The 25,209-nt window shown below is 64.5% G+C and carries 23 protein-coding genes and 1 riboswitch; of the genes, 16 read left to right on the top strand and 7 right to left on the bottom strand.

The features are described from left to right. Positions 1-8: 8 nt before the first annotated feature. The 3 genes from ACTG4X_RS13325 to ACTG4X_RS13315 all read left to right on the top strand — a co-directional run bounded on the left by ACTG4X_RS13325 (position 9) and on the right by ACTG4X_RS13315 (position 3,205). Positions 9-1,196, top strand: coding sequence for a dihydrodipicolinate synthase family protein (locus ACTG4X_RS13325; protein WP_440533985.1), 1,188 nt, complete (start codon positions 9-11; stop codon positions 1,194-1,196). Positions 1,197-1,204: 8 nt separating this feature from the next. Further along, complete coding sequence (locus tag ACTG4X_RS13320; RefSeq protein WP_093053123.1) at positions 1,205-2,083, top strand: sugar phosphate isomerase/epimerase family protein; 879 nt, start codon at positions 1,205-1,207, stop codon at positions 2,081-2,083. A gap of 729 nt (positions 2,084-2,812) precedes the next feature. Further along, positions 2,813-3,205 (top strand): DUF5071 domain-containing protein, encoded by a 393-nt coding sequence (locus ACTG4X_RS13315; RefSeq protein ID WP_440533984.1) that lies wholly within the window; start codon positions 2,813-2,815, stop codon positions 3,203-3,205. Between the two features lie 138 nt (positions 3,206-3,343). Here the strand turns inward: ACTG4X_RS13315 and ACTG4X_RS13310 are convergent, their stop codons facing one another. From ACTG4X_RS13310 to ACTG4X_RS13300, 3 genes are all read right to left on the bottom strand, one after another. Further along, positions 3,344-3,691, bottom strand: coding sequence for a hypothetical protein (locus ACTG4X_RS13310; RefSeq protein WP_143042572.1), 348 nt, complete (start codon positions 3,689-3,691; stop codon positions 3,344-3,346). Positions 3,692-3,752: 61 nt separating this feature from the next. Then, positions 3,753-4,283 carry a hypothetical protein gene (locus ACTG4X_RS13305; protein ID WP_143042573.1) on the bottom strand — a complete coding sequence of 177 codons (531 nt, stop codon included), beginning with the start codon at positions 4,281-4,283 and terminating at the stop codon, positions 3,753-3,755. A 117-nt stretch (positions 4,284-4,400) separates the two neighbouring features. After that, positions 4,401-4,826 carry an Imm6 family immunity protein gene (locus tag ACTG4X_RS13300; protein ID WP_093053135.1) on the bottom strand — a complete coding sequence of 142 codons (426 nt, stop codon included), beginning with the start codon at positions 4,824-4,826 and terminating at the stop codon, positions 4,401-4,403. Positions 4,827-5,846: 1,020 nt separating this feature from the next. Here ACTG4X_RS13300 and ACTG4X_RS13295 point away from each other — a divergent pair. After that, a complete protein-coding gene (locus ACTG4X_RS13295) occupies positions 5,847-7,295 on the top strand; it encodes an IS1182 family transposase (RefSeq protein WP_440533056.1) in 1,449 nt (482 codons plus the stop codon). A gap of 1,177 nt (positions 7,296-8,472) precedes the next feature. Here the strand turns inward: ACTG4X_RS13295 and ACTG4X_RS13290 are convergent. Together ACTG4X_RS13290 and ACTG4X_RS13285 are read right to left on the bottom strand one after the other, a co-directional pair. Continuing rightward, the gene (locus ACTG4X_RS13290; protein ID WP_097197991.1) at positions 8,473-9,510 is read right to left on the bottom strand and encodes an IS110 family transposase; all 1,038 of its coding nucleotides are present in this window, start codon (positions 9,508-9,510) and stop codon (positions 8,473-8,475) included. A 290-nt stretch (positions 9,511-9,800) separates the two neighbouring features. Then, the gene (locus ACTG4X_RS13285) at positions 9,801-10,070 is read right to left on the bottom strand and encodes a hypothetical protein (protein WP_440533983.1); all 270 of its coding nucleotides are present in this window, start codon (positions 10,068-10,070) and stop codon (positions 9,801-9,803) included. 474 nt (positions 10,071-10,544) lie between these two features. Between ACTG4X_RS13285 and ACTG4X_RS13280 the strand changes: the two genes are divergently transcribed. From ACTG4X_RS13280 to arsC, 5 genes are all read left to right on the top strand, one after another. After that, on the top strand, positions 10,545-11,639 hold the full coding sequence (locus ACTG4X_RS13280) for a DNA glycosylase AlkZ-like family protein (protein ID WP_440533982.1): 1,095 nt from the start codon (positions 10,545-10,547) through the stop codon (positions 11,637-11,639). Between the two features lie 268 nt (positions 11,640-11,907). Continuing rightward, complete coding sequence (locus tag ACTG4X_RS13275; protein ID WP_440534389.1) at positions 11,908-14,094, top strand: TonB-dependent siderophore receptor; 2,187 nt, start codon at positions 11,908-11,910, stop codon at positions 14,092-14,094. Between the two features lie 99 nt (positions 14,095-14,193). Beyond that, positions 14,194-14,362, top strand: a riboswitch (FMN riboswitch). Positions 14,363-14,461: 99 nt separating this feature from the next. Continuing rightward, a complete protein-coding gene (locus ACTG4X_RS13270; protein WP_097199467.1) occupies positions 14,462-14,977 on the top strand; it encodes a 6,7-dimethyl-8-ribityllumazine synthase in 516 nt (171 codons plus the stop codon). A gap of 32 nt (positions 14,978-15,009) precedes the next feature. Continuing rightward, positions 15,010-15,696, top strand: coding sequence for a glutathione S-transferase family protein (locus tag ACTG4X_RS13265; RefSeq protein WP_097199468.1), 687 nt, complete (start codon positions 15,010-15,012; stop codon positions 15,694-15,696). A 24-nt stretch (positions 15,697-15,720) separates the two neighbouring features. Beyond that, on the top strand, positions 15,721-16,101 hold the full coding sequence (gene arsC / locus ACTG4X_RS13260) for an arsenate reductase (glutaredoxin) (RefSeq protein ID WP_093057799.1): 381 nt from the start codon (positions 15,721-15,723) through the stop codon (positions 16,099-16,101). Between the two features lie 4 nt (positions 16,102-16,105). Here arsC and queG read toward each other — a convergent pair whose 3' ends face one another. Further along, positions 16,106-17,179, bottom strand: a complete 1,074-nt coding sequence (gene queG, locus ACTG4X_RS13255; RefSeq protein ID WP_440533981.1) for a tRNA epoxyqueuosine(34) reductase QueG — start codon at positions 17,177-17,179, stop codon at positions 16,106-16,108. Here queG and tsaE point away from each other — a divergent pair. The 3 genes from tsaE to ACTG4X_RS13240 all read left to right on the top strand — a co-directional run bounded on the left by tsaE (position 17,165) and on the right by ACTG4X_RS13240 (position 19,573). Beyond that, positions 17,165-17,671, top strand: coding sequence for a tRNA (adenosine(37)-N6)-threonylcarbamoyltransferase complex ATPase subunit type 1 TsaE (gene tsaE / locus ACTG4X_RS13250; RefSeq protein WP_093180203.1), 507 nt, complete (start codon positions 17,165-17,167; stop codon positions 17,669-17,671). The two genes, queG and tsaE, sit on opposite strands and share 15 nt — an antisense overlap. Next, positions 17,668-19,134, top strand: coding sequence for an N-acetylmuramoyl-L-alanine amidase (locus ACTG4X_RS13245; protein ID WP_093057800.1), 1,467 nt, complete (start codon positions 17,668-17,670; stop codon positions 19,132-19,134). Before tsaE ends, ACTG4X_RS13245 begins: the two co-directional genes overlap by 4 nt. A 151-nt stretch (positions 19,135-19,285) precedes the next feature. After that, the gene (locus ACTG4X_RS13240; protein ID WP_093057920.1) at positions 19,286-19,573 is read left to right on the top strand and encodes a glycine zipper domain-containing protein; all 288 of its coding nucleotides are present in this window, start codon (positions 19,286-19,288) and stop codon (positions 19,571-19,573) included. 68 nt (positions 19,574-19,641) lie between these two features. Here the strand turns inward: ACTG4X_RS13240 and ACTG4X_RS13235 are convergent, their stop codons facing one another. Next, positions 19,642-20,310, bottom strand: a complete 669-nt coding sequence (locus ACTG4X_RS13235) for a DedA family protein (RefSeq protein ID WP_093057801.1) — start codon at positions 20,308-20,310, stop codon at positions 19,642-19,644. Positions 20,311-20,357: 47 nt separating this feature from the next. Here ACTG4X_RS13235 and ACTG4X_RS13230 point away from each other — a divergent pair, with 47 nt between their 5' ends. The 4 genes from ACTG4X_RS13230 (at position 20,358) to ACTG4X_RS13215 (ending at position 25,207) form a co-directional block, all read left to right on the top strand. Then, positions 20,358-20,855 (top strand): N-acetyltransferase family protein, encoded by a 498-nt coding sequence (locus tag ACTG4X_RS13230; protein WP_440533980.1) that lies wholly within the window; start codon positions 20,358-20,360, stop codon positions 20,853-20,855. 31 nt (positions 20,856-20,886) lie between these two features. Continuing rightward, on the top strand, positions 20,887-22,104 hold the full coding sequence (locus ACTG4X_RS13225; RefSeq protein WP_440533979.1) for a dienelactone hydrolase family protein: 1,218 nt from the start codon (positions 20,887-20,889) through the stop codon (positions 22,102-22,104). A 27-nt stretch (positions 22,105-22,131) separates the two neighbouring features. Then, a complete protein-coding gene (gene mutL / locus ACTG4X_RS13220) occupies positions 22,132-24,042 on the top strand; it encodes a DNA mismatch repair endonuclease MutL (RefSeq protein WP_440533978.1) in 1,911 nt (636 codons plus the stop codon). Positions 24,043-24,229: 187 nt separating this feature from the next. After that, complete coding sequence (locus ACTG4X_RS13215; protein WP_093057805.1) at positions 24,230-25,207, top strand: alpha/beta hydrolase; 978 nt, start codon at positions 24,230-24,232, stop codon at positions 25,205-25,207. Positions 25,208-25,209: the final 2 nt, after the last annotated feature.

Below are 25,209 nucleotides of genomic sequence, written 5' to 3'. Positions count from 1 at the left end.
CCCTCGCCATGGCTCTTTCGCTGAACCTCCCTACCGCCGGCGGCACGCTCGCGCCCTACGCGCTGCGCGGCACCGCACCGGTGAAGCCCGATGCGGGCATCAAGTTCAACCGCATCGCCTACTCGGCCGCGCACGTGGTGGCCGATCCGCTGGCGGCCATCGACCCGTGGCTGCAATGCGCAGTCGACTGGGACACCACCATCGCCTACCGCCGCCACCTGTTCTCGCTGGGCCTGGGCGTGGCCGAAGCCATGGACACCGCGCAGCGCGGCATGGGCCTGGACTGGCCGACCTCGCTCGAGTTGATCCGCCGGTCTCTCGATGCAGCCAAGGACATGCCGGGCGCACTGGTTGCGTCAGGCTGCGGCACCGACCACCTGAACATCGACGACGTGAAGAGCGTCGACGACGTGATCCGCGGCTACGAAGAGCAGATGGCCGCCATCGAGGCACTCGGCGGCAAGCTGATCGTGATGGCCAGCCGCGCGCTGGCCCGCGTGGCCAAGAGCCCGGCCGACTACGAGCGCGTGTACGACCGCATCCTGAGCCAGGCGAAGCAGCCGGTAGTGCTGCATTGGCTGGGCGACATGTTCGACCCGGCGCTGGCGGGCTACTGGGGCACGAAGGATGTCGATGCGGCGATGGACACGGCGCTGGGCATCATCACGGCCCATCCGGACAAGGTCGACGGCATCAAGATCTCGCTACTCGACAAGGACAAGGAAATTGCGATGCGCCGGCGCCTGCCGCCGGGCGTGCGCATGTACACGGGCGACGACTTCAACTACGCCGAGCTGATTGCCGGTGACGGCTTCGGCAGCGAGCCGACGCATGGCAAGAGCGATGCGCTGCTGGGCATCTTCGACGCCATCGCCCCCGCCGCGAGCGCCGCCCTCGGTGCGCTTGCGCAGGGCAACACCGAGAAGTTCCACGCGATCCTCGGCCCGACGGTGCCGCTGTCGCGCCACATCTTCGCGGCGCCCACACGCTTCTACAAGACCGGCGTGGTGTTCATGGCGTGGCTCAACGGCCACCAGAAGCACTTCACGATGGTCGGTGGTCAGCAAAGCACACGCTCGTTGCAGCACTTTGCCGAGCTGTTCCGGCTGGCCGATGCGGCCAACCTGCTGGAGCAGCCGGAGCTGGCGATTCAGCGCATGAAGACGCTGCTGGCTTTGCACGGCGTGGAAGGCTGATTCGGACCATGCGCGATTTCTCTCAGAACCACGACTGGCTGTCGATCAACACCGCCACGGTGCGCAAGCAGTGCGGCGCGGAGGTTTCGCTCGACCGCATCATCGACCAGTGCGCCGAGCGCGGCATCCGCGCGATCAGCCCCTGGCGCGACCAGGTGGCGGCTGTCGGACTCGACAAGGTGGCGAAACAACTGAAGGCGCACGGCATCGGCCTCTCGGGCTACTGCCGCGGCGGTTTCTTCCCCGCGCCCGATGCGGCCGGCCTGAAGGCCGCGCTCGACGACAACCGCCGCGCCATCGACGAAGCAAAAACGCTCGATGCGCCCTGTCTCGTGCTGGTGGTCGGCGCCCTGCCCGGCACGCTCGAAGGCAAGGTCGCCTACAAGGACATCGGCCGCGCGCGCGGCGAGGTGCGCGACGGCATCGCCGCATCGCTCGAATACGCTCGCGAAGTCGGCATGCCGCTCGCCATCGAACCCCTGCACCCGATGCAGGCGGCCGACCGCGCGTGCATCAACACGCTGGAACACGCACTCGACCTCTGCGACGAACTCGACGCAGGCAAGAGCGGCATGCTCGGCGTGGCCCTCGACATCTATCACGTGTGGTGGGACCCGAAGCTGCAGCAGCAGATTGCCCGCGCCGGTCGTGAGCGTCTGCTGGCGTACCACGTGTGCGACTGGCTCACGCCTACGCGCGATCTGCTGAGTGATCGCGGGATGATGGGTGATGGTGTGGTCGAGCTGAAGAAGATCCGTGGGTGGGTCGAGGACGCGGGGTTCTCCGGTTTCAGCGAGGTCGAGATCTTTTCGAACCTTGACTGGTGGCAGCGGCCCGGCGCGGAAACGCTGGACGTCTGCATCGAGCGGCACAAGCAGGCTGTCTAGAGCTGTTCATTGTTCAGGGCGCGGGCACGGACCACCGGGCATTCCCCCTCCACAAATGCCCCGCAGCCTGCGGGCTCCATATTTATTTCGCTGCAGGGAGCACCCGATGGCCTGCGCACAATGAGCGCAGCTGTGACGCTGGCAGCTTGACCGCTGCTGCGGATCGCAGATGAGCATGCGGGAGCGCACCACTGAGCTTTTGTGTGAGACGAGCAGCGGACAAGCAGAAGTTCGAAGGGCTGATCCTGGCCGCGGTCGAAATTGGAGTGACTGCGTTCAATGTTCGATTCAGACTGGGTGCTGACCTGCGATAGCGCTGGTCGGAGGGGTACTATCGGCCACGAGCAGACATCCAAACTGACCATGAAGGCAATCGCAAGAGAGGGTACATGGCTGTACGACGGACAAATTCCTACGGGTGTTCGTGTCGTGCAGTGCAACGTCCGCTACGGCACAGGAGACCGCCAAGATCCACCAGAAATCTGCAACGACTCCTTGGTCGCTGGTTTCGATGTCCAGTGGGCGTCTCCAGTGTCACCAAGTACATATCCCGTACACGCATCCGCGGTTTTCCCCACGCTTGCCGAGGCCGTCGCGTATGCGGAAGGCACGGCTTGGGCCGCAGGATCTCTTAAATGGTCGCAGGGGGTCGAGTGATCGCTCTCCAGTTCGGTCGGTCGAGCTACTGTTGTCAGACAGTAGTGGCTGTTGAACATGCGGGAGAACTCATTGCCTAAGAAGATGGCCCACTTATTGCCGGTCGACAAGCACGACCTGCCGAAGGCCGAAGCGATCGTCGCTCTTGGCTATCCGGCTGTCGACGCGCTTCTCCCTGAGTTGATCGCTTGGATGCAAGACATCAACTGGCCTGTTGCGAAGGTCTTGATTCCCTTTCTGGCTGGCATAGGTGAACCACTGGCACCTCATCTGTGCATGATCTTCGAGTCTGAAGACCATATCTGGAAGTACTGGGTGCTCGACAAACTTGTCGCTCCGTCACCCAGGCTCGCAATGGCCGTCGGGCCGTACCTTTTGCGCCTGGCCTTGAACCCGAGCCCAGGAGAAAGCGAGGAAGGGGTTGATGAGATCGCTCGAAGGATCCTAGCGGAGAACGCAGCCTGAGTAGGCCAGTACAACGTCTTTCGGATGTCTGCTATCGAGGATCGGGGACGTCTCTTTTGGGCCCGTTGCAGTCCTTCGCAAGGTCGGCCTTATCGACGCAAAGCGGACGGCCGATGCGCGTTGTTTGCGGGGTCTACCTTAGACGGCCGGTGAAGCAAACATGACCCGAAGAGGTATCCCGTGCTCGTGAGCCGCATCAACGACCTCGGTCGGCACGTCTAGGTTTGCCCAGTTGCGCGGCGTATAGATATTGATACCGAGTTCCAGCGCTGCGTATTTCCCCGACAGCGTCTCTCGGATCCAAGCCAGAGCATCGCTGATGTCGCCGACTGTGCACTCGACGCGGTGATAGACCATTCGCGGCTCTCTCACTCCGACACCGCCGGTGAATCGAGGGAAGCGCTTAGAGAATAAGCCAAAGACATCTTCGTGAATGCCGCGCACGACGAACGAATAGGAAACTGCATCGGGATCAGATTTGCTCATGTCTGTAGGCTAGCCTATCCGAAGCAGACCAAGTCAAGCGACAGCTTGTGGCCGACAGCCGCTATGCCTTACGGAACAGCAACATGTCAGGGGCGTTTGGTTGCGTCAATCGGTTCAGCATAAGCCCGCCACTTTTTGGCATCGACAAACGCCACCAGGCGCCGTTCGGTTCCGCATAGAACGTTACGTCGCCCTCATCCAGTGCTTGTCCAAGATACGGCGACGGAAATCTCGCAGGTACTTCGTAGACGCCCAGCTTGCTCATGTGGCACCTGACCAACCATACAACCCGGTAGTGCTCGCTGATGCTGGACTCTTCGGTACTTGGCAGGGGATATGGCCCAGCCAGTTTTCTCCTGTGTTCGATTGCCCAGGGTGGGGGTTCACCCGACTCAATAAATGCATACAGCCCCCGCCATGACTCAGGTTCCGGCCAGGTCTCTCGGTAGCGGTGGCGCTCTTCTTCCTTCAAGGCCAGAAAGAAAATTCTCCATTGACCCCAGTACGCCTCACCCCAGCCCATGCGCCACCCGACGCTACCCCATGGGATGTCAGGATGCTTGATCCACAGCGGTGACATCGCGACTGTCATGTTTCTGTGATTGGCGAGTTGGGGTGGAAGGTAGACCGAGGCGGTGAAGGTCGGCTACTGGCCGAATTTTGCCGGACATGCCGAATGGCTGTTGTTGCCTGTGATACCGCTCCGAACCTAGCGAAGCTTTGCCCCTGCGATCCTGGCTCGGCTTTCATCGGACAGCATCGGCGCGATATTCATCAGTGCGTGCCACTCGCCCTCACCGAAATTCTCGACGCTCTCGGATGGTGACATGTTCATCTCACGGCACGCCTGTAGAGCTATCAGGCCAATCACCAGAAAAGCGGCGGTCATCGCGCGGCCCGCATCGCTGTTGGCCTCATATAGGGTCGACCGGAAGGGCAAGTTCGCCTCGCCATCGATGTATTCGCAAAGCAGACGAGGGTCAACGTCGCGCCCCTTCACCCATTCCCAAGAGAGTTTTAACCCCTGCGCCAAAAGCACTCTGTCTTCGCCTGTCAGGTCGCTAGCGTCAAGGAGACGGTCTGCGATCAAAAGTCCAAGAGCCAGATTGTTTGGAAGGGTGAAATCGCAATCCATGGATTAATTCTTCTACGAACCCAGATTGAACGTCGGCTCTGGGGCGCATTGTCCCAACATGTCGAATAGCCGCTTCTGGCCGAAGCCGACCGGTCGACGGTAATCAATGTGCAGCGTCGGAACGGGCACGCGGCGCGCTGCAGGCAGCACAGTAGTTCGCGGCGGGAGTTCGAAGCGGTTTCCCGCATTCAGAGCAAGGTGGCCCGTAGAGGCTCAGGCGATGGTGGTAAAGAGCAAGAGGATTGGTTTCTTTGAAGCCTGTGATGCGCTCATACGTTGCTAGCGCTTGCTCTCCAACGTCCGCCTGTGCCTGACTTAAGTCAGCCCCTGTTTTCTCACGATATTCCCGTATCTGTGCCATGAAACTCGTAGGGAAGACCAGTTGATATTCCTCCTCAGTGAGAATCGGGAGGTCGATTTTGCATCGCCAGCAATACATAGAGGTGGCCACTCTTCCTTGATCCTTTCTATGAAGCACATACCTTCCGGAAGCAAAAACTGCGCGCCCGGCTGAACGACCGATCTTGGCCGACTGAAGCCGCAAAGGTGCTCAGAGCGTTGGACCAGACGCGGCGAGAAACGACACCAGAAAGCAGTCGCTCAGCTACGGTTGATCTCAACGGCAATGGCATTCGCGAAGGCCATCCTTAGAACCTGTCATTGTCCTTGGATACACAAGAGCCATCACCCCCTCCTTGTTTTGAGTAGCACAAGAATCATGGCATCGCTGCGCAGGTGAGCCGAACCACTTGTCGCCATAGAGGGTGACAAGTACGCCAGCTAAGCCAAATGTGACGACGACGAGAGCCGCAACCAAATCACGTGGCATGCCGCGCTTCTTTCTCTGGTGCTTTTGCAATCAACTGCTCCAGTATCAGTGCCACCGCCTTCAACGACTGTTCCTGGCCGAATTTTGCCCGACGCGGTGAACGCCCGGTTCTGGCCGAGGCTGTGTGAAAACGCTTCGCCGTCGGCACTCATCCAAATAAAATCATGGCACCCGTTCCCAGCGAGGTGCCCATGAAGCGATTCATCGAAGGCGAAGACCGACAGCAGGTTGCACTGCTGCCGGAATGTCTTGATGACTATATCGGCGAAGACAACCCGGTGCGCGTTGTCGACGTTTTTGTCGATGAACTTGATCTTCAAGCACTCGGCTTCAAAGGAGCAGATCCAGCCGCGACCGGCCGGCCGGCGTACCACCCGGCGGTGCTGCTCAAGCTCTACATCTACGGGTACCTGAACCGCATCCAGTCCAGCCGGCGTTTGGAACGCGAGGCTCAGCGCAACGTCGAGTTGATGTGGCTCACCGGCCGGCTGGCCCCGGACTTCAAGACCATTGCCGACTTCCGTCACGACAACGGCGCTGGCATCCGCAATGTCTGCAAGCGCTTCGTCGGCATGTGCCGAGAGCTCAAGCTGTTCACGCAGGCCATCGTGGCCATCGATGGCAGCAAGTTCAAGGCAGTGAACAGCCGGGACCGCAACGTCACGCCAGCCAAGATCGACAAACGCCAGCAGCAGATCGAGCAAAGCATTCAGCGCTATCTGGACGCGCTGGAGACCGCCGACCGCACGCAGCCTGCGGAGGTCGAAGCCAAGACCGAGCGGCTGCAGGACAAGATCAAGAGGTTGCGCGATCAGATGCGCCAGCTCGATGAAACCAAGGAGCAGTTGCAGCACGATCCGGATGGGCAACGTTCAACCACCGATCCCGACGCACGCTCGATGATCTCGCAGGCAAAGGGTTCAGGCTTGGTGGGCTACAACGTCCAGACGGCGGTCGATGCGAAGAACCACTTGATCGTGGCGCACGAGGTCACGAACGTCGGCAACGACCGCGCGCAGCTCAACAGGATGGCACGTGCTGCGCGCGAGGCGATGGACAAGCCCAGACTTCAAGCCTTCGCCGACCGGGGCTACTTCAATGGCACGGAACTCAAGGCCTGTGAGGACGACGGCATCACGGCCTTCGTGCCCAAGCCGATGACATCGAACGCCAAGGCCGCGGGTCGCTTCGACAAGACCGACTTCATCTACATCGCGAAGGACGACGAATACCAATGCCCTGCGGGTGAACGAGCGATCTACAGGTTCAGCACGCTGGAGAAGAACGACAACAAGCTGCACGTCTATTGGCCCAGCGCCTGCCCTGGTTGCGCCATGAGAGACCAGTGCACGACCAGCAGCTACCGCCGAATCCGACGCTGGGAACACGAAGCGGTGCTTGATCGGGTGCAGCAACGCCTTGATCGCAAGCCCGACGCCATGACCTTGCGACGACGCACCGTGGAGCACGTGTTCGGTACGCTGAAACACTGGATGGGATCAACCCACTTCCTGACCAGGACTCTGGCGCATGTGAGCACCGAGATGAGCTTGCATGTGCTGGCCTACAACTTCAAGCGGGTCATGAAGGTGCTGGGATTCACCAGGACGATGAAGGCGATGCAATTGGCTGGGGCATGAGCCCTTTTAGTCGCACTCTCGCCGCGTAGATCGGTCTGCCCGTTGCGGCGCTGGTCTGACGGCCGCGTTCTGTCTCTACTGTGCGCTGTCGAGCGGCCGAGTTCGGCATACTCATGTGCCGAGTGCGTTTCCACACAGCCTCGGCCGACTTCAGTCGAAGCACCGCTGGAGGCAGGGGACTCCGTATCGGGGACTAATCTCAAGCACTTCCGGGTTCTGTTCGCATGGATTGCGAGTATGTGGTTGGAGTCACATCCCAAGTATCCGAGTCGCGAGATCGCCACGTTAGTAAGCCCATCAAGTCGCCTTCCCCGCCGTAAACGCGAATGTTCGCAGGGCTGAGAACGCCTGAAGTACGGTAGGTCCCGCCTCCAATAAAGTATTGCGATTGCGGCTCGACCACCCCAAAGTCACACTCCGCATGCTTGAGCAGAGGCTGTGCGACGTCCAGAAACTGGTAACTTGTTCCCCCACAGCAGAGTGCCCGTGCAGGATGGCGACGCTCAAGCCGCCACCGTAAATACGCCGCCAGTTTCTCCTGAGCCTGCTGTAGATCGAGATTTTCTGTCTGCAAGGGGTATTCCACCGGTCGACCCGCGCGGACTGCGCCGTAAGCATCCTCGAACACTCGCGTTACTGCAATGTCTTCGACTATGCAAACCGTGGCGCAGTCCTTGCACCAACCAGGTCGTACAGGGATGGTGTACAGATCTGCGACCGGCACTTGAGCGCCAGGTGGCACGTGGTCGAAGTTGAGGTAGTAGTAGCCTTCGGTATGCGCAAACCCGAATCGCTCACGGCAACTTGTGCATTGATAGTAGCTTGGGAGCATTTTCAGTTCGGGACGGTGGCTGGCGTTTGTACGTCGGGTCCTGGCCGAATTTTGCCCGACAGCACGAACGGCCGTACATGGACGCCCCCAAATATGCCAGGCATTCAGTTGATGATGACTTGAAGGTTCGATTGCACCCGTACATTCGGACTTTCGCTGCGGCTTTTCGCCGCTGTCCCTGATGGGGTTTGCTGGTCGGCTCCTCTATCGGTTGTCCGCACTCCGAGTGCCCCGGACGTTTTGGGCTTCGCCAACCACGGTCTAACCTGTTTTGCCATCACTGCGTGATTGCCTGAGCAATCGGTGGTTCAGTCTCCTGCCTTCTGTGTTGATGGGTTGGGTCGGCTACGCAGCGAGCTGCGGCGGCACGTAGTTAGGTCGGAACTCCCGCCCATGGGCTAGCAGTGCCCAGACCGTTCGCACGTTCTTGTTGGCCAGTGCCACAGCAGCCACGTTCGGATGTCGTCGGTTCAGCAGGCTCGCCAGCCACACGTTGGTGTTCACGGCCTTGCGCTGCGCCGCAACAATGGCCGAGCGCGCGCCGTGAATGAGCAAGGTGCGCAGGTACACGTCCCCGCGCTTGCTGATGCCCAGGAGCGTTGGCTTGCCTCCGCTCGAATTCTGCCTCGGCACGAGGCCGAGCCAAGCCGAGAGCTGCCGGCCGTTGTCGAAGCTGTTCGCATCCGCGATGGAGGCCACCAGAGCACTGGCTCCCAGCGGTCCGATGCCGGGAATCTTCTCGAGCCGGAGGCTGAGCTCGCTGCTGCGATGCCAGACCTTGATTTGGTCCTCGAACTCGTCGACCAGCTTGTCCAATTCCTTGAGGTGCTCGGTTAGGCGAGCGATGAGTCGGCGGAACGTTCCGGGCAGCTGGTTGCTCGCGTCTTCAAGCAGCTCGGGGACTTGCTTGGCGACGTGGCAGATGCCCTTCGGGATGACCAGGCCGAACTCGCCCAGGAGGCTGCGAATCTGGTTCGCCTGCGCCGTGCGGGCGATGACAACGCCTTGGCGCGCGCGATGCAGCGACAGCACGGCTTGCTGCTCGACGCTCTTCACCGGCACGAATCGCATGTTGGGTCTGGTGACGGCCTCGCAGATGGCTTCCGCATCAGCCACGTCGTTCTTGTTGCTCTTCACATACGGCTTGACGAACTGTGGCGACATCAAGCGAACCGTGTGGCCGAAGCCCTGCAGGGTTCGCGCCCAGTGGTGGGCGCTGCCGCACGCCTCCATGCCGATGAGACACCGAGGCAAGTTCACGAAGAATGCCGTCATTTGGTCGCGCCGCAGTTGCTTGCGCAACGCGACCTTGCCATGCTCATCCACTGCGTGAACCTGGAACACGTTCTTTGCCAGGTCAATGCCAACAGTCGTAATCTTCATGGTGGACGCCCCTTTCAGTTCAAGTGGTTGCTGACACTTCCACTGTGGCACATCGATGCCGGTACGGGTGGGGGCGTCCATCCCATTGGTTATGGCCGATAGTACCTATCCACCTCGCCAGCGCCAACGACGGCATCGCTGCAAAGCAGATGCCCGCATTGTCCACCGCCGATCAGCTCGGAACACATAGCTGCCATCGAGCCCTACCCCGCAAACTTCAATTAACCCGAATTCCCTTCACCACGAAGGCCTCAGGCGGGCCGCGAAACCCGCAGCCCGCGGACCGGCCGCTAACCGCCGGTCTCAGGCGCCCCACGCCGCGCCTTCTCGCTCATCTGGAACAGCTCTCCGGCCTTGCGCGCCAGTTCAGCCGCAAGCCAAAGCAGGTTGTCCAGTCGTCGAGGCCCATCACCGCTGCACCAGTCGATCTCTTCCCCGTGGCAGACCCACAGTAGAGCTTCGAGTTGAGAGAGGGTGTTTTCGAGAAGATCCGCCGGGTCTTGGGCGTTGTCTTCGGAAGCTACCGGCGTGCGAGGCCGGGTTATAGTCTTGGTAGCCATTTTTGTGCGGTTCCTTTAGGGGGTGTGCACGAACTTGGTTAGACGGCTGGGGTGCTGATAACGCCCCGGCCGTCGCCTTTTGATACCTCGCATCTGCATCGCTGCTTTCGCACCGACAACCTGCCGCGAGGCAAGCAGCCTTCAAACATCTCGGTGGCTGTGTGTGTTGCGCCTTTCTTCTTCCCTTGTTGGGGTATCGAGTGACAGGGGCATCCACTCTAGAGAAGAACCCGGCGAAATAGCCGCTCCATGCGGCACGAAGTCCCGACGACCGCCAACAAATGCAGCTTCTGCAGCGGCGCTGAACGCTCACGCCGATGGGGTGCCTTGCGCAGCGAAATAAAGGGGGAGCCCGAAGGGCGGAGGACATTCGCGGAGCAAGGTACCCCGTCGGCGTGAGCGCCCTGAACGACAACGGAGCCCAACGCACAACGCAGCAAAGCGAAAGTCCGCCGCCTGTGCTGCAATCCGCTGATGCCTGCCCCGACCCTCGACGACCTGCGCCGCTACACGGTGGCGCGCACCCTCTTCAAGCCCACGACGCTGCCCGCCGCGATCCGGCACTTGGGCTTCGTGCAGGCCGACCCGATTCGCGCGCCCGCACGCGCACAAGATCTCACGCTGCGCCACCGTGTGAAGGACTACCGCGCGGGCGACCTCGAAAACCGCTACACCCGCCTCGCCGTCGAAGAAGACTGCCTCGTCAACTACGGCTTCCTGCCACGCGAACATCTCGCGCTGATGCACCCGCGCGAAGCCAAGCGCACATGGGACGCCGACACGCGGCGCAAGGCCGCCGATGTGCTCGCCTACGTGCAGGAACACGGCCAAGTACATCCACGACAGGTAGAGCAGCACTTCGCGCATGGCCGCATCAAGAACTACTGGGGCGGCTCGAGCAACGCGACCACGCACCTGCTCGACGAAATGCACTATCGCGGCATGCTGCGCGTGGTGCGGCGCGACAGCGGCACGCGCGTCTATGAGGCCGTGACGCACCAGCCCGCCGACGACAGCCCTGCCGGCCGCGCACGGCGCGCCGCCGCGCTGATCGAACTGGTGGTGCGCAAATACGCGCCGCTGCCTGCCGCGAGCCTCACCTACCTCGTGCGCCTGCTCGGCTACGGTGCGCCGCATCTCTCGCTGCAAACGCAGGCGGCCCTGCGCATCGCCCGCGAAGAACTGCTCGCAAGCTGCCGCATCGACGGGACGACCTGGTACTGGCCCGCTGACGAAAACCCGGCCTCGCGCCGCCACGCGCCCGACGACGCCGTACGCCTGCTCGCCCCCTTCGACCCCGTCGTGTGGGACCGCCGCCGCTTCGAACTGCTCTGGGACTGGACGTACAAGTTCGAGGCCTACACGCCCGCGCCCAAGCGCCAGTTCGGCTACTACGCGCTGCCGATGCTGTGGCATGACCGCGTGATCGGGTGGGCCAACGTCACCGCGCCCGAAGGCCGGTTGAAGCCAGCCTTCGGCTATGCCGGCAAGAAGCCGCGCGACGCGGCCTTTCGCGCAGCGCTCGGCGACGAACTGCAGCGCATGACGCAGTTCCTCTCCGGGCGCTGACACCTTTCTTCCTATAATCGCGCGGCCTCAGCCAGCCGCCCGCAACGGGCCGCCAGCCGTCTTCGAAGGAACGAAGACCGCAGCCGCAACGGCTGCTCCCCCCGACGACGCAAGAAAAACCTACAACACCCACCGGCCGTCAGCCTTGATTGATTGAGCGAGCCGCCGGTAGCGCTCGTCCGGATTGAACCGAATCCGAGAAGCCATGGCACGCCCCGCTGCGCGCCGCAGCCACTCCCCTTACCGCAGGACTCAGGAGAAGCTGCACATGACATCGAAGAAGCATCGCCGCCCGACGTGGCACCTTTCACACACCCGCCGCGCCACGCTCGCGGCCACCGCCGTGGCGCTGAGCGCCGCCGTACCGGCCTATGCCGAAGAAAAAGACGAAGCCGGCGAGCCCCGCAGGGCACTGCCCACCGTCACCGTATCGGGCGATTCGGGCGAGACCGCAACCGGCCCGGTGACCGGCTTCGTCGCGAAGCGCGGAAGCTCGGCAACCAAGACCGACACGCCGCTGATCGAAACGCCGCAGGCCATCTCGGTGGTCACGCGCGACCAGATGGAGGCGCAGAGCGCGCTCACGCTGCGCGAGACCACCAACTACACGGCCGGCGTGGTGTCGAGCTACTTCGACAGCCGCGTCGACTCGTTCAAGGTGCGCGGCGGCGACGCCATCCAGTACCTCGACGGGCTGCAGCGCAGCTACGGCACCTACAACACCACGCGCGTAGATCCGTACATGCTGGAGCGCGTCGAGCTGCTGCGCGGGCCCTCTTCCGTGCTCTACGGCCAGGGCGGCATCGGCGGCGTGCTGAACCTGGTGTCGAAGCGGCCGCAGGCCGAGCAACAGCGCGAGGTGCAGGTGCAGCTGGGCAGCCACAACCGCAAGCAGGTGGCGGCCGACTTCACCGGTCCGCTCGACACCGAAGGCAAGTGGCTCTATCGCCTGGTGGCCGTGAACCGCGACAGCGGCACGCAGGTCGACCATGTGCCCGACGACCGCATCCTGCTGGCGCCCTCGCTCACCTGGCGCCCGAACGCCGACACCTCGCTCACGCTGCAGGCGCTCTACCAGAAGGACAAGAGCGGCTCGCTGATCGGCTTCTTCCCATGGCAGGGCACGCTGCTGCCGTCGCTGTACGGCCAGATTCCCACCTCGACCTTCACCGGCGAGCCGGGCTTCGACCGCTACGACACGCGCAACACCTCGCTGGGCTACCTGTTCAGCCACCGCTTCAACGACACCTGGACCTTCAGGCAGAACCTGCGCTCGACCGAGAGCAAGGTGGTCTACAACTCCTCCTACACCAGCTTCACGGCCAACCGGCTCACCAGTCGCCCGGCGCGACCGGTGTTCAACGCCGACCAGCGCACCATCGAGCGCGACCTGGTGGTGCAGCTCAACGGCGGCAAGATGCTGCTGATCGACAACCAGGCCGAGGCGCACTTCAAGACCGGCGCGGTGGAGCACACGCTGCTCGTCGGCGCGGACTTCCAGCGCAACGAGACCTCGCAGCTCACCGGCCGCGGCCGCGCGGGCGCGCTCGATGTGTATGCGCCGGTGTACGGCAACTACACGGCGCCCACCTTCCTCACGCGGCAGCCCGCGGTGCTGCAGAAGCAGGCCGGCATCTACGTGCAGGACCAGGTCAAGTACGGCCGCTGGATCGGCCTGCTCGGCCTGCGCCACGACAAGGCCACCACCGACACCGAGGGCCGCCCCGCGGTGGCGGTCGACGACAAGGCCACCACCAAGCGCGCCGGCATCGTCTACCTGGCCGACGGCGGCTGGGCGCCGTACCTGAGCTATGCCGAGTCCTTCCTGCCGCTGGGCGGCGCGGACGTGAACAACACGCCCTTCAAGCCGCAGCGCGGCAAGCAGTGGGAGGCTGGCGTGAAGTGGGAGCCCGAAGGCCAGCGCACCTCGTTCATGGCGGCGGTGTACGACCTGCGCGACACCAATCGCAAGACCACCGACCCGACCAACCCGCTCAACAGCATCCAGCTCGGCGAGGTGCACGTGAAGGGCCTGGAGCTCGAGTACAAGGGCAGCATCGGGCGCGACTGGGACTGGATCGCCTCGTACGCCTACACCGACGCACGCGTGTCGCGCAGCAACGGCGCCGACCTGGGCAAGCGCATCTCGGGCGTGCCGAAGCACACGGCCTCGGCCTGGCTGATGCGCCGCTTCACGATCGGCGGCGTGTCGGGTTTCTCGGTGGGCGGCGGCGTGCGCTACCTCGGCAAGTCATGGGACGGCATGGACGCCAACCCCGTGCCCTCTGTCACGCTGCTGGATGCGATGGTCGCCTGGGACAACGGCCCACTGCGCCTGTCGCTCAACGTGGGCAACCTGACCGACAAGGTGCAGATCACCACATGCCTGGCGCGCGGCGACTGCTTCTACGGCCAGCGCCGTACAGTGACTGCGGCCGCCACGTATCGTTTCTGAAGAAAATCCCCGCTCGAGCGAAGGTCTGCCGCGCGGGCGACAGGTCCGTACGGCGATGGGCTCCTAGAATCGCCCCCGCTGTCCGGTTCGCCGGGCGGCAAGCGTTCTCAGGGCGGGGTGCAATTCCCCACCGGCGGTAATGGCGGCTCTTCTGAAAAAAGGCCGTACAAGCCCGCGAGCGCCTGGAGCTTGCAACAAGTTTCAGGGTCAGCAGATTTCGGTGCGATTCCGAAGCCGACGGTCACAGTCCGGATGAAAGAGAGCGCGAAATGCGGGCTCGCTCGCGCGCATTGCTTTGCCGTGCGCGCAGGTAGCCTTGCGGTTTCGTGCGCCCTGATTCAGGAAACCTGCTTTCAAGAGGCACACCATGAGTCAGATCAACGACCTTCCCCTTTCTGCCGTTACCGCGTCGGGTTCGCCGCGCGGCAAGCGCATCGCATTCGTCGAGGCGCAGTGGCATTCCGACATCGTCCACCAGGCGCGCGACGCCTTTCTCGAAGAAATGGACCGCCTCGGCGTGGCGCGCGAGCTCATCGACATATTCGACGTGCCCGGTGCCTTCGAGATTCCGCTACATGCCAAGCGGCTCGCCAACTCGGGCAAGTACGCGGCCATCATCGGCTGCGCGCTGGTGGTGGACGGCGGCATCTACCGCCACGAGTTCGTCGCGAACACGGTGGTCAGCACGCTGATGTCGCTGCAGCTGGAGACCGACGTGCCGATCTTCTCGGCCGTGCTCACGCCGCACCACTTCCACGAGCATGTGGAGCACCGCAAGTACTTCCACCGCCACTTCGCGGTCAAGGGCACGGAAGTGGCCGAGGCCTGCTTCAAGACTCTCGAAGGGCTGAAGAAGGTCGACGCGCTGCTGGCAGCTGCGTGACAACAGGCGCAGGCCTGCAGTAATCTGGGCGGATGAGCTCTTCATCATCCGCCCGCGAAGACCGCTACACCCTCTACGGCGCCCCTGGCTCGGGCGCCACGCCGATACATGCCGCGCTGACGCTGATCGGCGCGCAGGTCGAAACTGTCGACGTCGCCACGTGGGAGAGCGATGCCGAGCGCGAGCGCGTGTCGGGCGTCAACCCGATGCGCCAGGTGCCCGCGCTGGTGCTGCCTTCGGGCGAGGTGATGACCGAAAGCGCGGCCATCCTGATCTGGCTCGGCGACCGTTATCCGCAAGCCGGGCTCTGCCCCGCATCCGACGATCCGCTGCGCTCGCGTTACCTGCGCTGGATGGTCTATCTGCCGGCGGCCATCTACTCGCTGTTCTGGGTGCGCGACGACCCGCAGCGCCTCGTGCCCGACCCCGCCGCACAAGCCGCGATGCTCGAACGCTCTGCCGAGCGCATCGCGCACTGCTGGCACCTGATGGACACGCAGATCGACGAGCCCGCGCCTTACCTTCTGGGGGAGAAACTGAGCATGCTCGACCTGTACGTGACCGTGATGTCGCGCTGGACGCCGGGCCGCAGGCGCTTCTACCGCGTGGCGCCGCGCATGGCCCGGGTGGTGCGCCGCGTGGATGCCGACCCTCGGCTGGCGGAGTTCTGGGCTGCGCGCTTTCCCTTCACCATGGACCCGAGCGCTCCGGGAGGCTGAGCCCTGTTTTCTATCATCGACACCATGACCGTACGCACACCGACCACCGTCTACCCGATGACCATCTACCACAAGCCCAACTGCAGCACCTCGCGCAACGTGCTGACGTTGATCCGCGAAAGCGGCGTGGAGCCCGAGATCGTCCTGTACCTGGAAACGCCTCCGCCAAAGAAAAAGCTGCGCGAGCTCGCGAAGGCGATGGGCATGGGCGCGCGCGAACTGCTGCGCACCAAGGAAGCGCCGTACGAAGAACTGAAGCTGGCCGATTCGAAGTGGACCGACGACCAGCTGTTCGACGCCATCGTCGAGCACCCCATCCTGCTGCAGCGGCCCATCGTGGTGTCGCCGCGCGGCACGCTGATGTGCCGGCCATGGGGGCGGGTACGCGAGATCCTGCCGGCCTGAAGCGTCAGCTCGCGGCCTGCTGCGCCAGGCCCCACGCGACATGCTCGCGCACGAGTTCGCTCGGGTGTTCGGCCCGCGTCGCCAGTGCCTCCTGCGCATCGCCCTCGCCCGCTCGCGCCGCATTGCCCAGCGCCACGGCGATGTTGCGCAGCCAGCGCTCATGCCCGATGCGGCGGATCGGGCTGCCTTCGGTGCGGCGCAGGAAGTCTTCTTCGGTCCACGCAAAAAGCTCAGCCAGCGTGCGCCCCGTGAGTCCTTCGCGCGCATCGAAGTCGGGCAGCTCGCTCTTCTTCGCGAACTTGTTCCAGGGGCAGATCAGCTGGCAGTCGTCGCAGCCGTAGATGCGGTTGCCCATCAGCGGACGCAGCTCCAGCGGAATGGGCCCGCTGTGCTCGATGGTCAGGTAGGAGATGCAGCGCCGCGCATCCAGCCGTTGCGGCGCGATGATGGCCTGCGTCGGGCAGATGTCGATGCAGGCACTGCAGCTGCCGCAATGCGCAGTGACGGGCTCGCTCGGCGGCAGTTCCATGTCGACATAGATCTCACCAAGGAAGAACATCGAGCCGGCATCGCGGTCGAGCACCAGCGTGTGCTTGCCGCGCCAGCCCTGCCCGCTGCGCGAGGCCAGCTCGGCTTCGAGCACGGGGGCGGAGTCGGTGAAGGCGCGGTGGCCGAAGGGGCCGACCTCTTCGGCAATGCGCTCGGCCAGCTTGGCGAGCCGGTTGCGCAGCACCTTGTGATAGTCGCGGCCCCGCGCATAGACCGACACGATGGCCTCGCCGGGCCGCGTGAGGCGGTCGAACTCGATGGCCTGCCACTCGGGCTGCGTGCTGCGCGGCAGGTAGTCCATGCGCGCGGTGATCACGCTCACCGTGCCCGGCACCAGCTCGGCCGGACGGGCGCGGCGCGTGCCGTGTGTTTCCATGTATTGCATCTCGCCATGGAACCCATGGGCCAGCCATTGCATCAGACCGGCCTCGGCGCTCGATAAATCGACGCCCGCGATTCCGATTTGGGAGAATCCGAGTTCCCGGGCCAAAGCCTGAATACGAACAACGAGTGGATGGCTGACGATCACTTGCCGATTGTAGAAACGACCCAGAACGCCCGCAGCCTGCGCTGGCGCAGCGAGGACGACACCGACGCTTTCGCGCTGGCCCTCGCGTCCTCGCCCGCATTGCGCGATGCCTTCATCGCGCTGCATGGCGACCTTGGCGCCGGCAAGACCACTTTCGTTCGACACCTGCTGCGCGCGCTCGGCATCGCAGGGCGCATCAAGAGCCCCACCTATGCAGTCGTAGAGCCCCACGAGGCGCCCGACGGCCTGCAGATCTTCCATTTCGACTTCTACCGCTTCGCCGATCCGCGCGAATGGGACGACGCCGGCTTCCGCGACATCTTCGCGGGACCGGGCCTCAAGCTGGCCGAATGGCCAGAGAACGCCGCGGGCCGCACACCGGTTGCCGACCTCGCTATTAAAATAGAAGCAATGACTGACGACACACGCAGCGTGACCCTCCTCGCGAACACCCCTCGCGGCAGCGATCTGCTGGCGCGCATCGCCGCATGAAGGCGACCGGCCTGAAACGGCGCGTGCTGCTGCAAGGCGGCAGCATCGCGCTGATGCTCGGCGTGCACCAGATCGCCCGCGGCGCCACCATCCTCGCCGTGCGCGTGTGGCCCGCAGCCGACTACACGCGCGTGACCATCGAATCCGATGCGCGGCTCAACTCGCAGCAGCTCGTGGTGGGCAGCCCGCCGCGGCTTGCCGTCGACATCGAGGGCATCGACCTCAGCCCCGAACTGCGCGAGCTGGTCGGCAAGATCAAGCCGGGCGACCCGTTCATCAACGGCCTGCGCGTCGGGCAGAACGCGCCGAAGGTGGTGCGCATCGTGTTCGACCTGAAGCAGGCCGTGGTGCCGCAGGTGTTCTCGCTCGCGCCCGTGGCCGCGTACAAGCACCGGCTGGTGCTCGACCTGTACCCCGAGCAGGCGATCGACCCGATGGAAGCGCTGATTGCCGAGCGCCTGCGCGATGCGCCTCGCGCGGGCAGCGGCAGCAACACGAACAACGCCCCGGCCGTGGCCGGCATCGTGCCCTCGGCCCCGGCCGCACCTGCGGCCGATCCGCTCGGCGAGCTGATGGCGCAACAGTCGATGCGCCCCGGCCCGCAGACGCCGCCACCCGTGCTAATCACGCCGCCACCGCCCGTGGTGGGCACCGCGCCCGTCAGGCCTGTGGCGCCCCCTCCCCCGGTGGCTGCCGCACGCGGCGGCAGCAGCACCGCCGCCACGGCCAGCCGCACCGACCGCATCATCATCGTGGCGCTCGACCCCGGCCACGGCGGTGAAGACCCCGGCGCCATCGGCCCCAACGGCACGCGCGAGAAAGACATCGTGCTGCAGGTGGCGCACCGGCTGCGCGAGCGCATCAACGCAAGCAGCGTGAACGGCAGCCCGATGCGCGCCTTTCTCACGCGCGACGCCGACTTCTTCGTGCCGCTGGGCGTGCGCGTGCAGAAGGCGCGGCGCGTGCAGGCCGACCTGTTCGTGAGCATCCACGCCGACGCCTTCACCACGCCCGCCGCGCGCGGCGCCAGCGTGTTCGCGCTGAGCCAGAGCGGCGCGTCGAGCAGCGCGGCACGCTGGATGGCCAACAAGGAAAACGATGCCGACAAGGTCGGCGGCGTGAACGTCGGCGGCCACGAAGCGCAGGTGCAGCGTGCCCTGCTCGACATGAGCACCACCGCTCAGATCAACGACAGCCTGAAGCTCGGCGGCGCGATGCTCGGCGAGATCAAGAACATCGGCGCGCGGCTGCACAAGGGCCAGGTCGAACAGGCCGGCTTCGCGGTGCTGAAGGCGCCGGACATCCCGAGCGTGCTGGTGGAGACAGCCTTCATCAGCAATCCGGAAGAAGAAGCCAACCTGCGCCGCGTCGACTACCAGGAGAACCTGGCCGACGCGCTGATGCGCGGCATCCAGCGCTACTTTGCGCAGAACCCGCCTCTGGCGCGCAGCCGGCAACTCTGATCGGCCGCGCGACTTTGTAAAGCCAAAGCGTGCACTGCTGTCCCACGCCGTGCGGCCCACGAGTCCGCACAGGCAGGCGCGGCAGGCTCCTACACAGATGCCACCGGCCTTCTGGACATGATGACTCATCACTCCTCGAAAGGTGGACATCATGAACACACGTCTCTGGATCGCTGCATTCGCAGCCACTTCGGTCATGACGATTGCAGGCTGCGCGAGCGGCCCTAACCAGAACCTCGGGACTGGTGTGGGCGCCGTCGGCGGCGCGCTGGTGGGTCACGCCATCGGCGGCAACACTGCAAGCACGGTGGGTGGCGCGGCCATCGGCGGCATCATCGGCAACCAGGTCGGCCGCAATGCCGACGAACGCAACTACTACAACCAGCAGCGCTATCCGCAAGGCAGCGGCTACTACCCGAGCAACGGCCCGAACTACTGAGATACGGCCTGAACGAAAAAGCGCGCCAGTGGCGCGCTTTTTTTGCTGGTTGATCGGCCAGGCAATCGTCAGGCCTGCGAGGCCTGCGCCTCGCGTGCCTTCTCGGCCTTCGAGGCGCGCCATGCGCCGAAGATCGCCAGCAACCCCGGCACGAAGATCAGCGCCCAGATGATCTTGTCGAGATGCTGGCGCACGAACGGCAGATTGCCGAAGAAGTAACCCGCTGTTGCAATGCCCAGCACCCAGATCAGCCCGCCCACCACGTTGAACATGGTGAACTTCGCGCGGCTCATCTCGGCCACCCCGGCCACGAAGGGCGCAAAGGTGCGAATGAACGGCATGAAGCGCGCAAGAATGATCGTGATGCCGCCGTAGCGCTCGTAGAAGCCGTGGGCCTGGTCGAAGGCCTTGCGATTGAAGAAGCGCGAGTTCTCCCACTGGAACACCTTCGGCCCGAAGTAGCGGCCGATCGAATAGTTGCACTGGTCGCCCAGAATGGCCGCCGCAATCAGGACCCCGCAGGCGAGCGGGAAGTTCATGAGCCCCGCGCCGCACAGTGCGCCAACGATGAAGAGCAGCGAGTCCCCGGGCAGGAACGGCATCACCACCGCACCGGTCTCGACGAAGACGATGAGGAACAGCAAGGCATAGACCCAGGGGCCATAGGCAATGACAAAGGCCTCGAGGTGTTTGTCGACGTGAAGGATGAAGTCGACGAGAAAGCTGATGATTTCCATGGCCGCGGATTATCCTTGTTGAAACCGAACGCCCTGTGAATCACCCCATGCTGCACATACGCGCTGCCATCGACGCAGACTGGCCGGCCATCTGGTCCGTGCTCGAACCCACCTTCCGCCGCGGCGACACCTACACCTTCGCGACCGACGTCACCGAAGCCGAGGCCCGTCATGCGTGGATGAACCTGCCCGCCGCCACTTTCGTGGCCTGCGACGCGCAGGGCGCGGTGCTCGGCACCTACGTCATCAAGGCCAACCAGCCCGGGCACGGCTCGCACGTGAGCAACTGCGGCTACGTGGTGTCCGAGGCCGCGCGCGGCCTGGGCGTGGCATCGGCGCTGTGCGAACACTCGCAGCAGGAGGCCGTGCGCATGGGCTTTCGCGCGATGCAGTTCAACTTCGTGGTGTCCACCAACGAAGGCGCGGTGCGCCTCTGGCGCAAGCTGGGCTTTGCCATCGTCGGCACGCTGCCCGGCGCGTTCAGGCATCCGCAGCATGGCTTCGTGGATGCCTTCGTCATGTTCAAGCAACTGCAGCAGCCATAAGACTTACTTACCCCACCCGGAGAAACACACGATGACAGGCCAGTACATCCAGATGAAAGCCGCTGATGGCAGCGGTACCTTCCGCGGCTACCTCGCCCTGCCCGAAGCCGGCACCGGCCCGGGCCTGGTGATCGCGCAGGAAATCTTCGGCATCAACCACACGATGCGCGAGGTGGCCGACTACTACGCCGAAGAAGGCTATGTGGCGCTGGTGCCTGACCTGTTCTGGCGGCAGGAGCCGAACGTGGAGCTGGGCTACTCGCCAGACGACTGGCAACGCGCCTTCGCGCTCTACGGCGGCTTCGACGAGGCCAAGGGCATGGAAGACATGCAGACCGCCATCGATGCGCTGCGCGGCCGCGCCGAGGTGCCTTCGAAGAAAGTCGGCGTGCTCGGCTTCTGCCTGGGCGGCAAGCTGGCCTACCTGGCGGCCTGTCGCACCGATGCGGATGTTGCCGTCGGCTACTACGGCGTGGGCATCGACGCCGCACTCGACGAAGCCGACAAGATCAAGCGCCCGCTCACGCTGCACATCGCAGAGCTCGACAAGTTCTGCCCGCCCGAGGCGCGCGACCGCATCGTCGCCGTGCTCCGGGGCCGGTCCGGTGTCTCGCTCTACGTGTATCCCGGCATGGACCACGCCTTCGCACGCGCCGGCGGCGAGCACTTCCACAAGCCCTCGGCGCTGATGGCGCACGAGCGCAGCATCGCCACGCTGAAGGACGCCATCGGCCCGCACTACGACCTCTCGGCGCTGTGGGACAAGCACTGCGAATGCGAGTTCGCCACCCGCAACGTCGACGACACCATGTCGACCATGGTGGCCGAGCCGTACGTCAACCACATCCCGACCATGACCGGCGGCGTGGGCTACAAGGCGCTGCATGCGTTCTATACGAACCACTTCGTCAACAGCAATCCGCCCGACACCTCGCTGGTGCCGATCTCGCGCACGGTGGGCGCCACGCAGGTGGTGGACGAGATGCTGTTCTGCTTCACCCACACCACCGAAATCCCGTGGATGCTCCCGGGCGTCGCGCCCACGGGCAAGCGCGTCGAAGTGCCACTGCTCGCGGTCATCAAGTTCCGCGGCGACAAGCTCTATCACGAGCATATCTACTGGGATCAGGCCAGCGTGCTGGTGCAGGTGGGCCTGCTCGATGCGAAGCTGCTGCCCGTAGCCGGAGTCGAGACGGCGCGCAAGCTGCTCGACGAGACGCTGCCGTCGAACACCCTGATGCCACGCTGAAAACGACACGGCTTTTAGAATGCCCCGGTGAGCGCCCTCCCCACTTCCATCACCCCCACCGAACGCCGCCCGATCCGCGAACTTCCCGACGAACTGATCAGCCAGATCGCCGCCGGTGAAGTCGTCGAGCGCCCCGCATCGGTGGTGCGCGAGCTGCTGGACAACGCGCTCGACGCGGGCGCCAGCCAGATCACGGTGCGGCTGGCCTCGGGTGGCGTGCGGCTGATCTCGGTGGAAGACGACGGCCTCGGCATTCCGCGCGAGGAACTCACGGTGGCCCTGCGCCGCCATGCAACCAGCAAGATCGCCAGCCTCAACGACCTCGAGACGGTCGGCACGATGGGCTTTCGCGGCGAGGCGCTGGCCGCCATCAATGCGATTGCCGAGCTCAGCATTCTTTCGCGCTTCACTGGCTCCGACACGGCCTTCGCGCTCGACGGACGCACCGGCGAGCTGCGGCCGGTGGCCCGCTCCACCGGCACCACAGTCGAGGTGCGCGAACTGTTCTTTGCAACACCCGCGCGCCGCAAGTTTCTGAAGACCGACGCCACCGAACTGGCCCATTGCATCGAGGCGGTGCGCCGTCATGCGCTGGCGCGGCCCGAGGTGGGCTTTTCGGTGTGGCACGACGGCAAGCTGGTCGAGCAGTGGCGCGCCGCCACCACGCGCGAGCAGCGGCTGGCCGATGCGCTGAGCGACGAGTTCGTAGCGCAGAGCGTGGCCGTCTATCGCGAAGGCGGCCCGGTGCGCGTGGTCGGCCGTGCCGGCATTCCGGATGCGGCGCGCTCGCGTGGCGACCAGCAGTTCTTCTACGTCAATGGCCGCTTCGTGCGCGACAAGGTGCTGTCGCACGCGGTGCGCAGCGCGTACGAAGACGTGCTGCACGGCCAGCGCCAGCCGATTTACGCGCTGTACCTGGAGATCGATCCGGCGCGGGTCGACGTGAACGTGCACCCGACCAAGATCGAGGTGCGCTTTCGCGACGGGCGCGAGGTGCATCAGGCGGTGCGCCATGCCATCGAGGACGCGCTGGCCGCCCCGCGTGCCGGAGATGCAGTCGCGCCAGCGGGTGCGGCTCCGCAGCCATTTTTCAAGCAGACCCCGCTGCCGTCGAACGCCAGCTGGGCTCAGCCCGCCATCAATTTCACATCGCAGGAGCGCGGCGCCGGCGATTTCGAGGCGATGTGGCCCCGGCGCAGCGAGCAGCCGGCGCAGCATGCGGCGGAATCGACCGCATCGTCTCTTTGGCCCCAGGCCAGTGCGGCGGCGGCAACGTTCCAGGCCCCTGTCGGGCTGCCCGTGGCCGCGGCCGCGGCAAACACGGAGGCTGCCGCCTTCGCCACCAACGAACAAGCCTGGCCGCTGGGCCGCGCGCTGGCCCAGCTGCAGGGCATCTACATCCTGGCCGAGAACAGCCAGGGCCTCGTGATCGTCGACATGCACGCGGCGCACGAGCGCATCGTCTACGAGCGGCTCAAGGCGCAGCTCGACGGTGCGTCCATCAGCAGCCAGCCGCTGCTGATTCCGGCCACTTTCGCGGCCACGCCGCAGGAAGTGGCCACGGCCGAGGCCTGCGCCGAAGTGCTGCCGACGCTGGGCCTGGAAATAACTCCCTTCTCGGCACGCACGCTAGCGGTGCGCGCCGTGCCCGGAACGCTGGCCGACGGCGATCCCGTGGAGCTGGCGCGCAGCGTCCTGGCCGAACTGGGCCAGCACGACGCGAGCACGGTGGTGCAGCGCGCCCAGAACGAATTGCTGTCCACCATGGCCTGCCACGGGGCGGTGCGGGCCAACCGCAAGCTCACCATCGACGAGATGAACGCACTGTTACGTCAGATGGAAGCAACAGAACGTTCGGACCAGTGCAACCACGGCCGGCCGACCTGGCGCCAGCTGTCGGTTCGCGAGCTGGATTCGCTGTTCATGCGCGGCCGATAGGGCAAATCGGCGCTTTAAGCCTTTTTTCTAGGGTTTTCCGCAGTCATCGGGATTGCGGGCACGCACGTTGCATAGGCTCGGTAAAGCGCCTGTGAGCGTTGTTTCGGGGGGTTACCAAGGTGCAGTGTCGGCGCACCAAGGTGAAAGCAGGTGAACTTTTCCGCCGACTTCGCTGTCCCTCAACCCCATGATGAAACGCTGGACCCTCCTCGCGTCTGTCCTCTCGCTTTGTGCCCTGCTGGCAGCCGGTTGCTCGACGCTCGACGAACAGCAACGCGAATGGATCTTCCAGCCCAGCGACCGCAGCTGGGGCAACACTGCCTCCATGACCCAGGGCATGGAAGACGTGTGGATCGATTTCCAGTCTTCCCTCACCGGTGAGCCCGCTCGCCTGCACGGCCTGTGGCTGGGCGGCGCGCCCGAAACCACCGACACCCCCGTGATGCTGTACCTGCACGGTGCTCGTTACAACGTGGCCGGCTCGGCGCCGCGTATCCAGCGCATGCACGAACTGGGCTTCTCGGTGCTGGCCATCGACTACCGCGGCTTCGGCAAGAGCTCCAAGGGCCTGCCCTCGGAAGAGTCGGCCCGCGAAGACGCCCGCGCCGCCTGGACCTGGCTGGCCGCGCGCCACCCCAAACAGCACCGCTACATCTTCGGCCACTCGCTCGGCGGCGCCATCGGCATCGACCTGGCGGCGCATGTGAACGACGAGAGCGGCACCATCGTCGAGAGCACCTTCACCTCGATCGCCGACGTGGTCAGCGGCTTCAAGTGGGGCTGGCTGCCCTTCGGCCCGTTCATCACGCAGCGATTCGAAGCGATCAACACGGTCAAGGACATCGGCTCGCCGCTGCTGGTGGTGCATGGCACGGCCGACAGCCTCATCAACCCGACGCTGGGCCGCAAGCTGTATGACGCGGCCACCGTGCCCAAGCTGTTCGTGCTGGTCGAGGGCGGTTCGCACCACAACACCAATTCGATCGGCGAGGCGCAGTACCGCGCGGCGCTGACGCAGCTGTTCCGCATGAAGCCGGAGAGCATGGTCGCCAGCAATGGCGGCGTGGCGAACCGGCCGCAGCCACGGCTTGCACCGCCTTCCGCCGCGCTGGCGCCGCAGGATGTGCGCGGCGAGGTTCGCGCGCCGGCACCGGCCGCCATCTAGGT

The sequence above is a fragment of the Variovorax sp. YR566 genome (assembly GCF_051992195.1).
Lineage (GTDB): Bacteria > Pseudomonadota > Gammaproteobacteria > Burkholderiales > Burkholderiaceae_C > Variovorax.
This window is presented reverse-complemented; position numbering and strand designations above follow the sequence as displayed.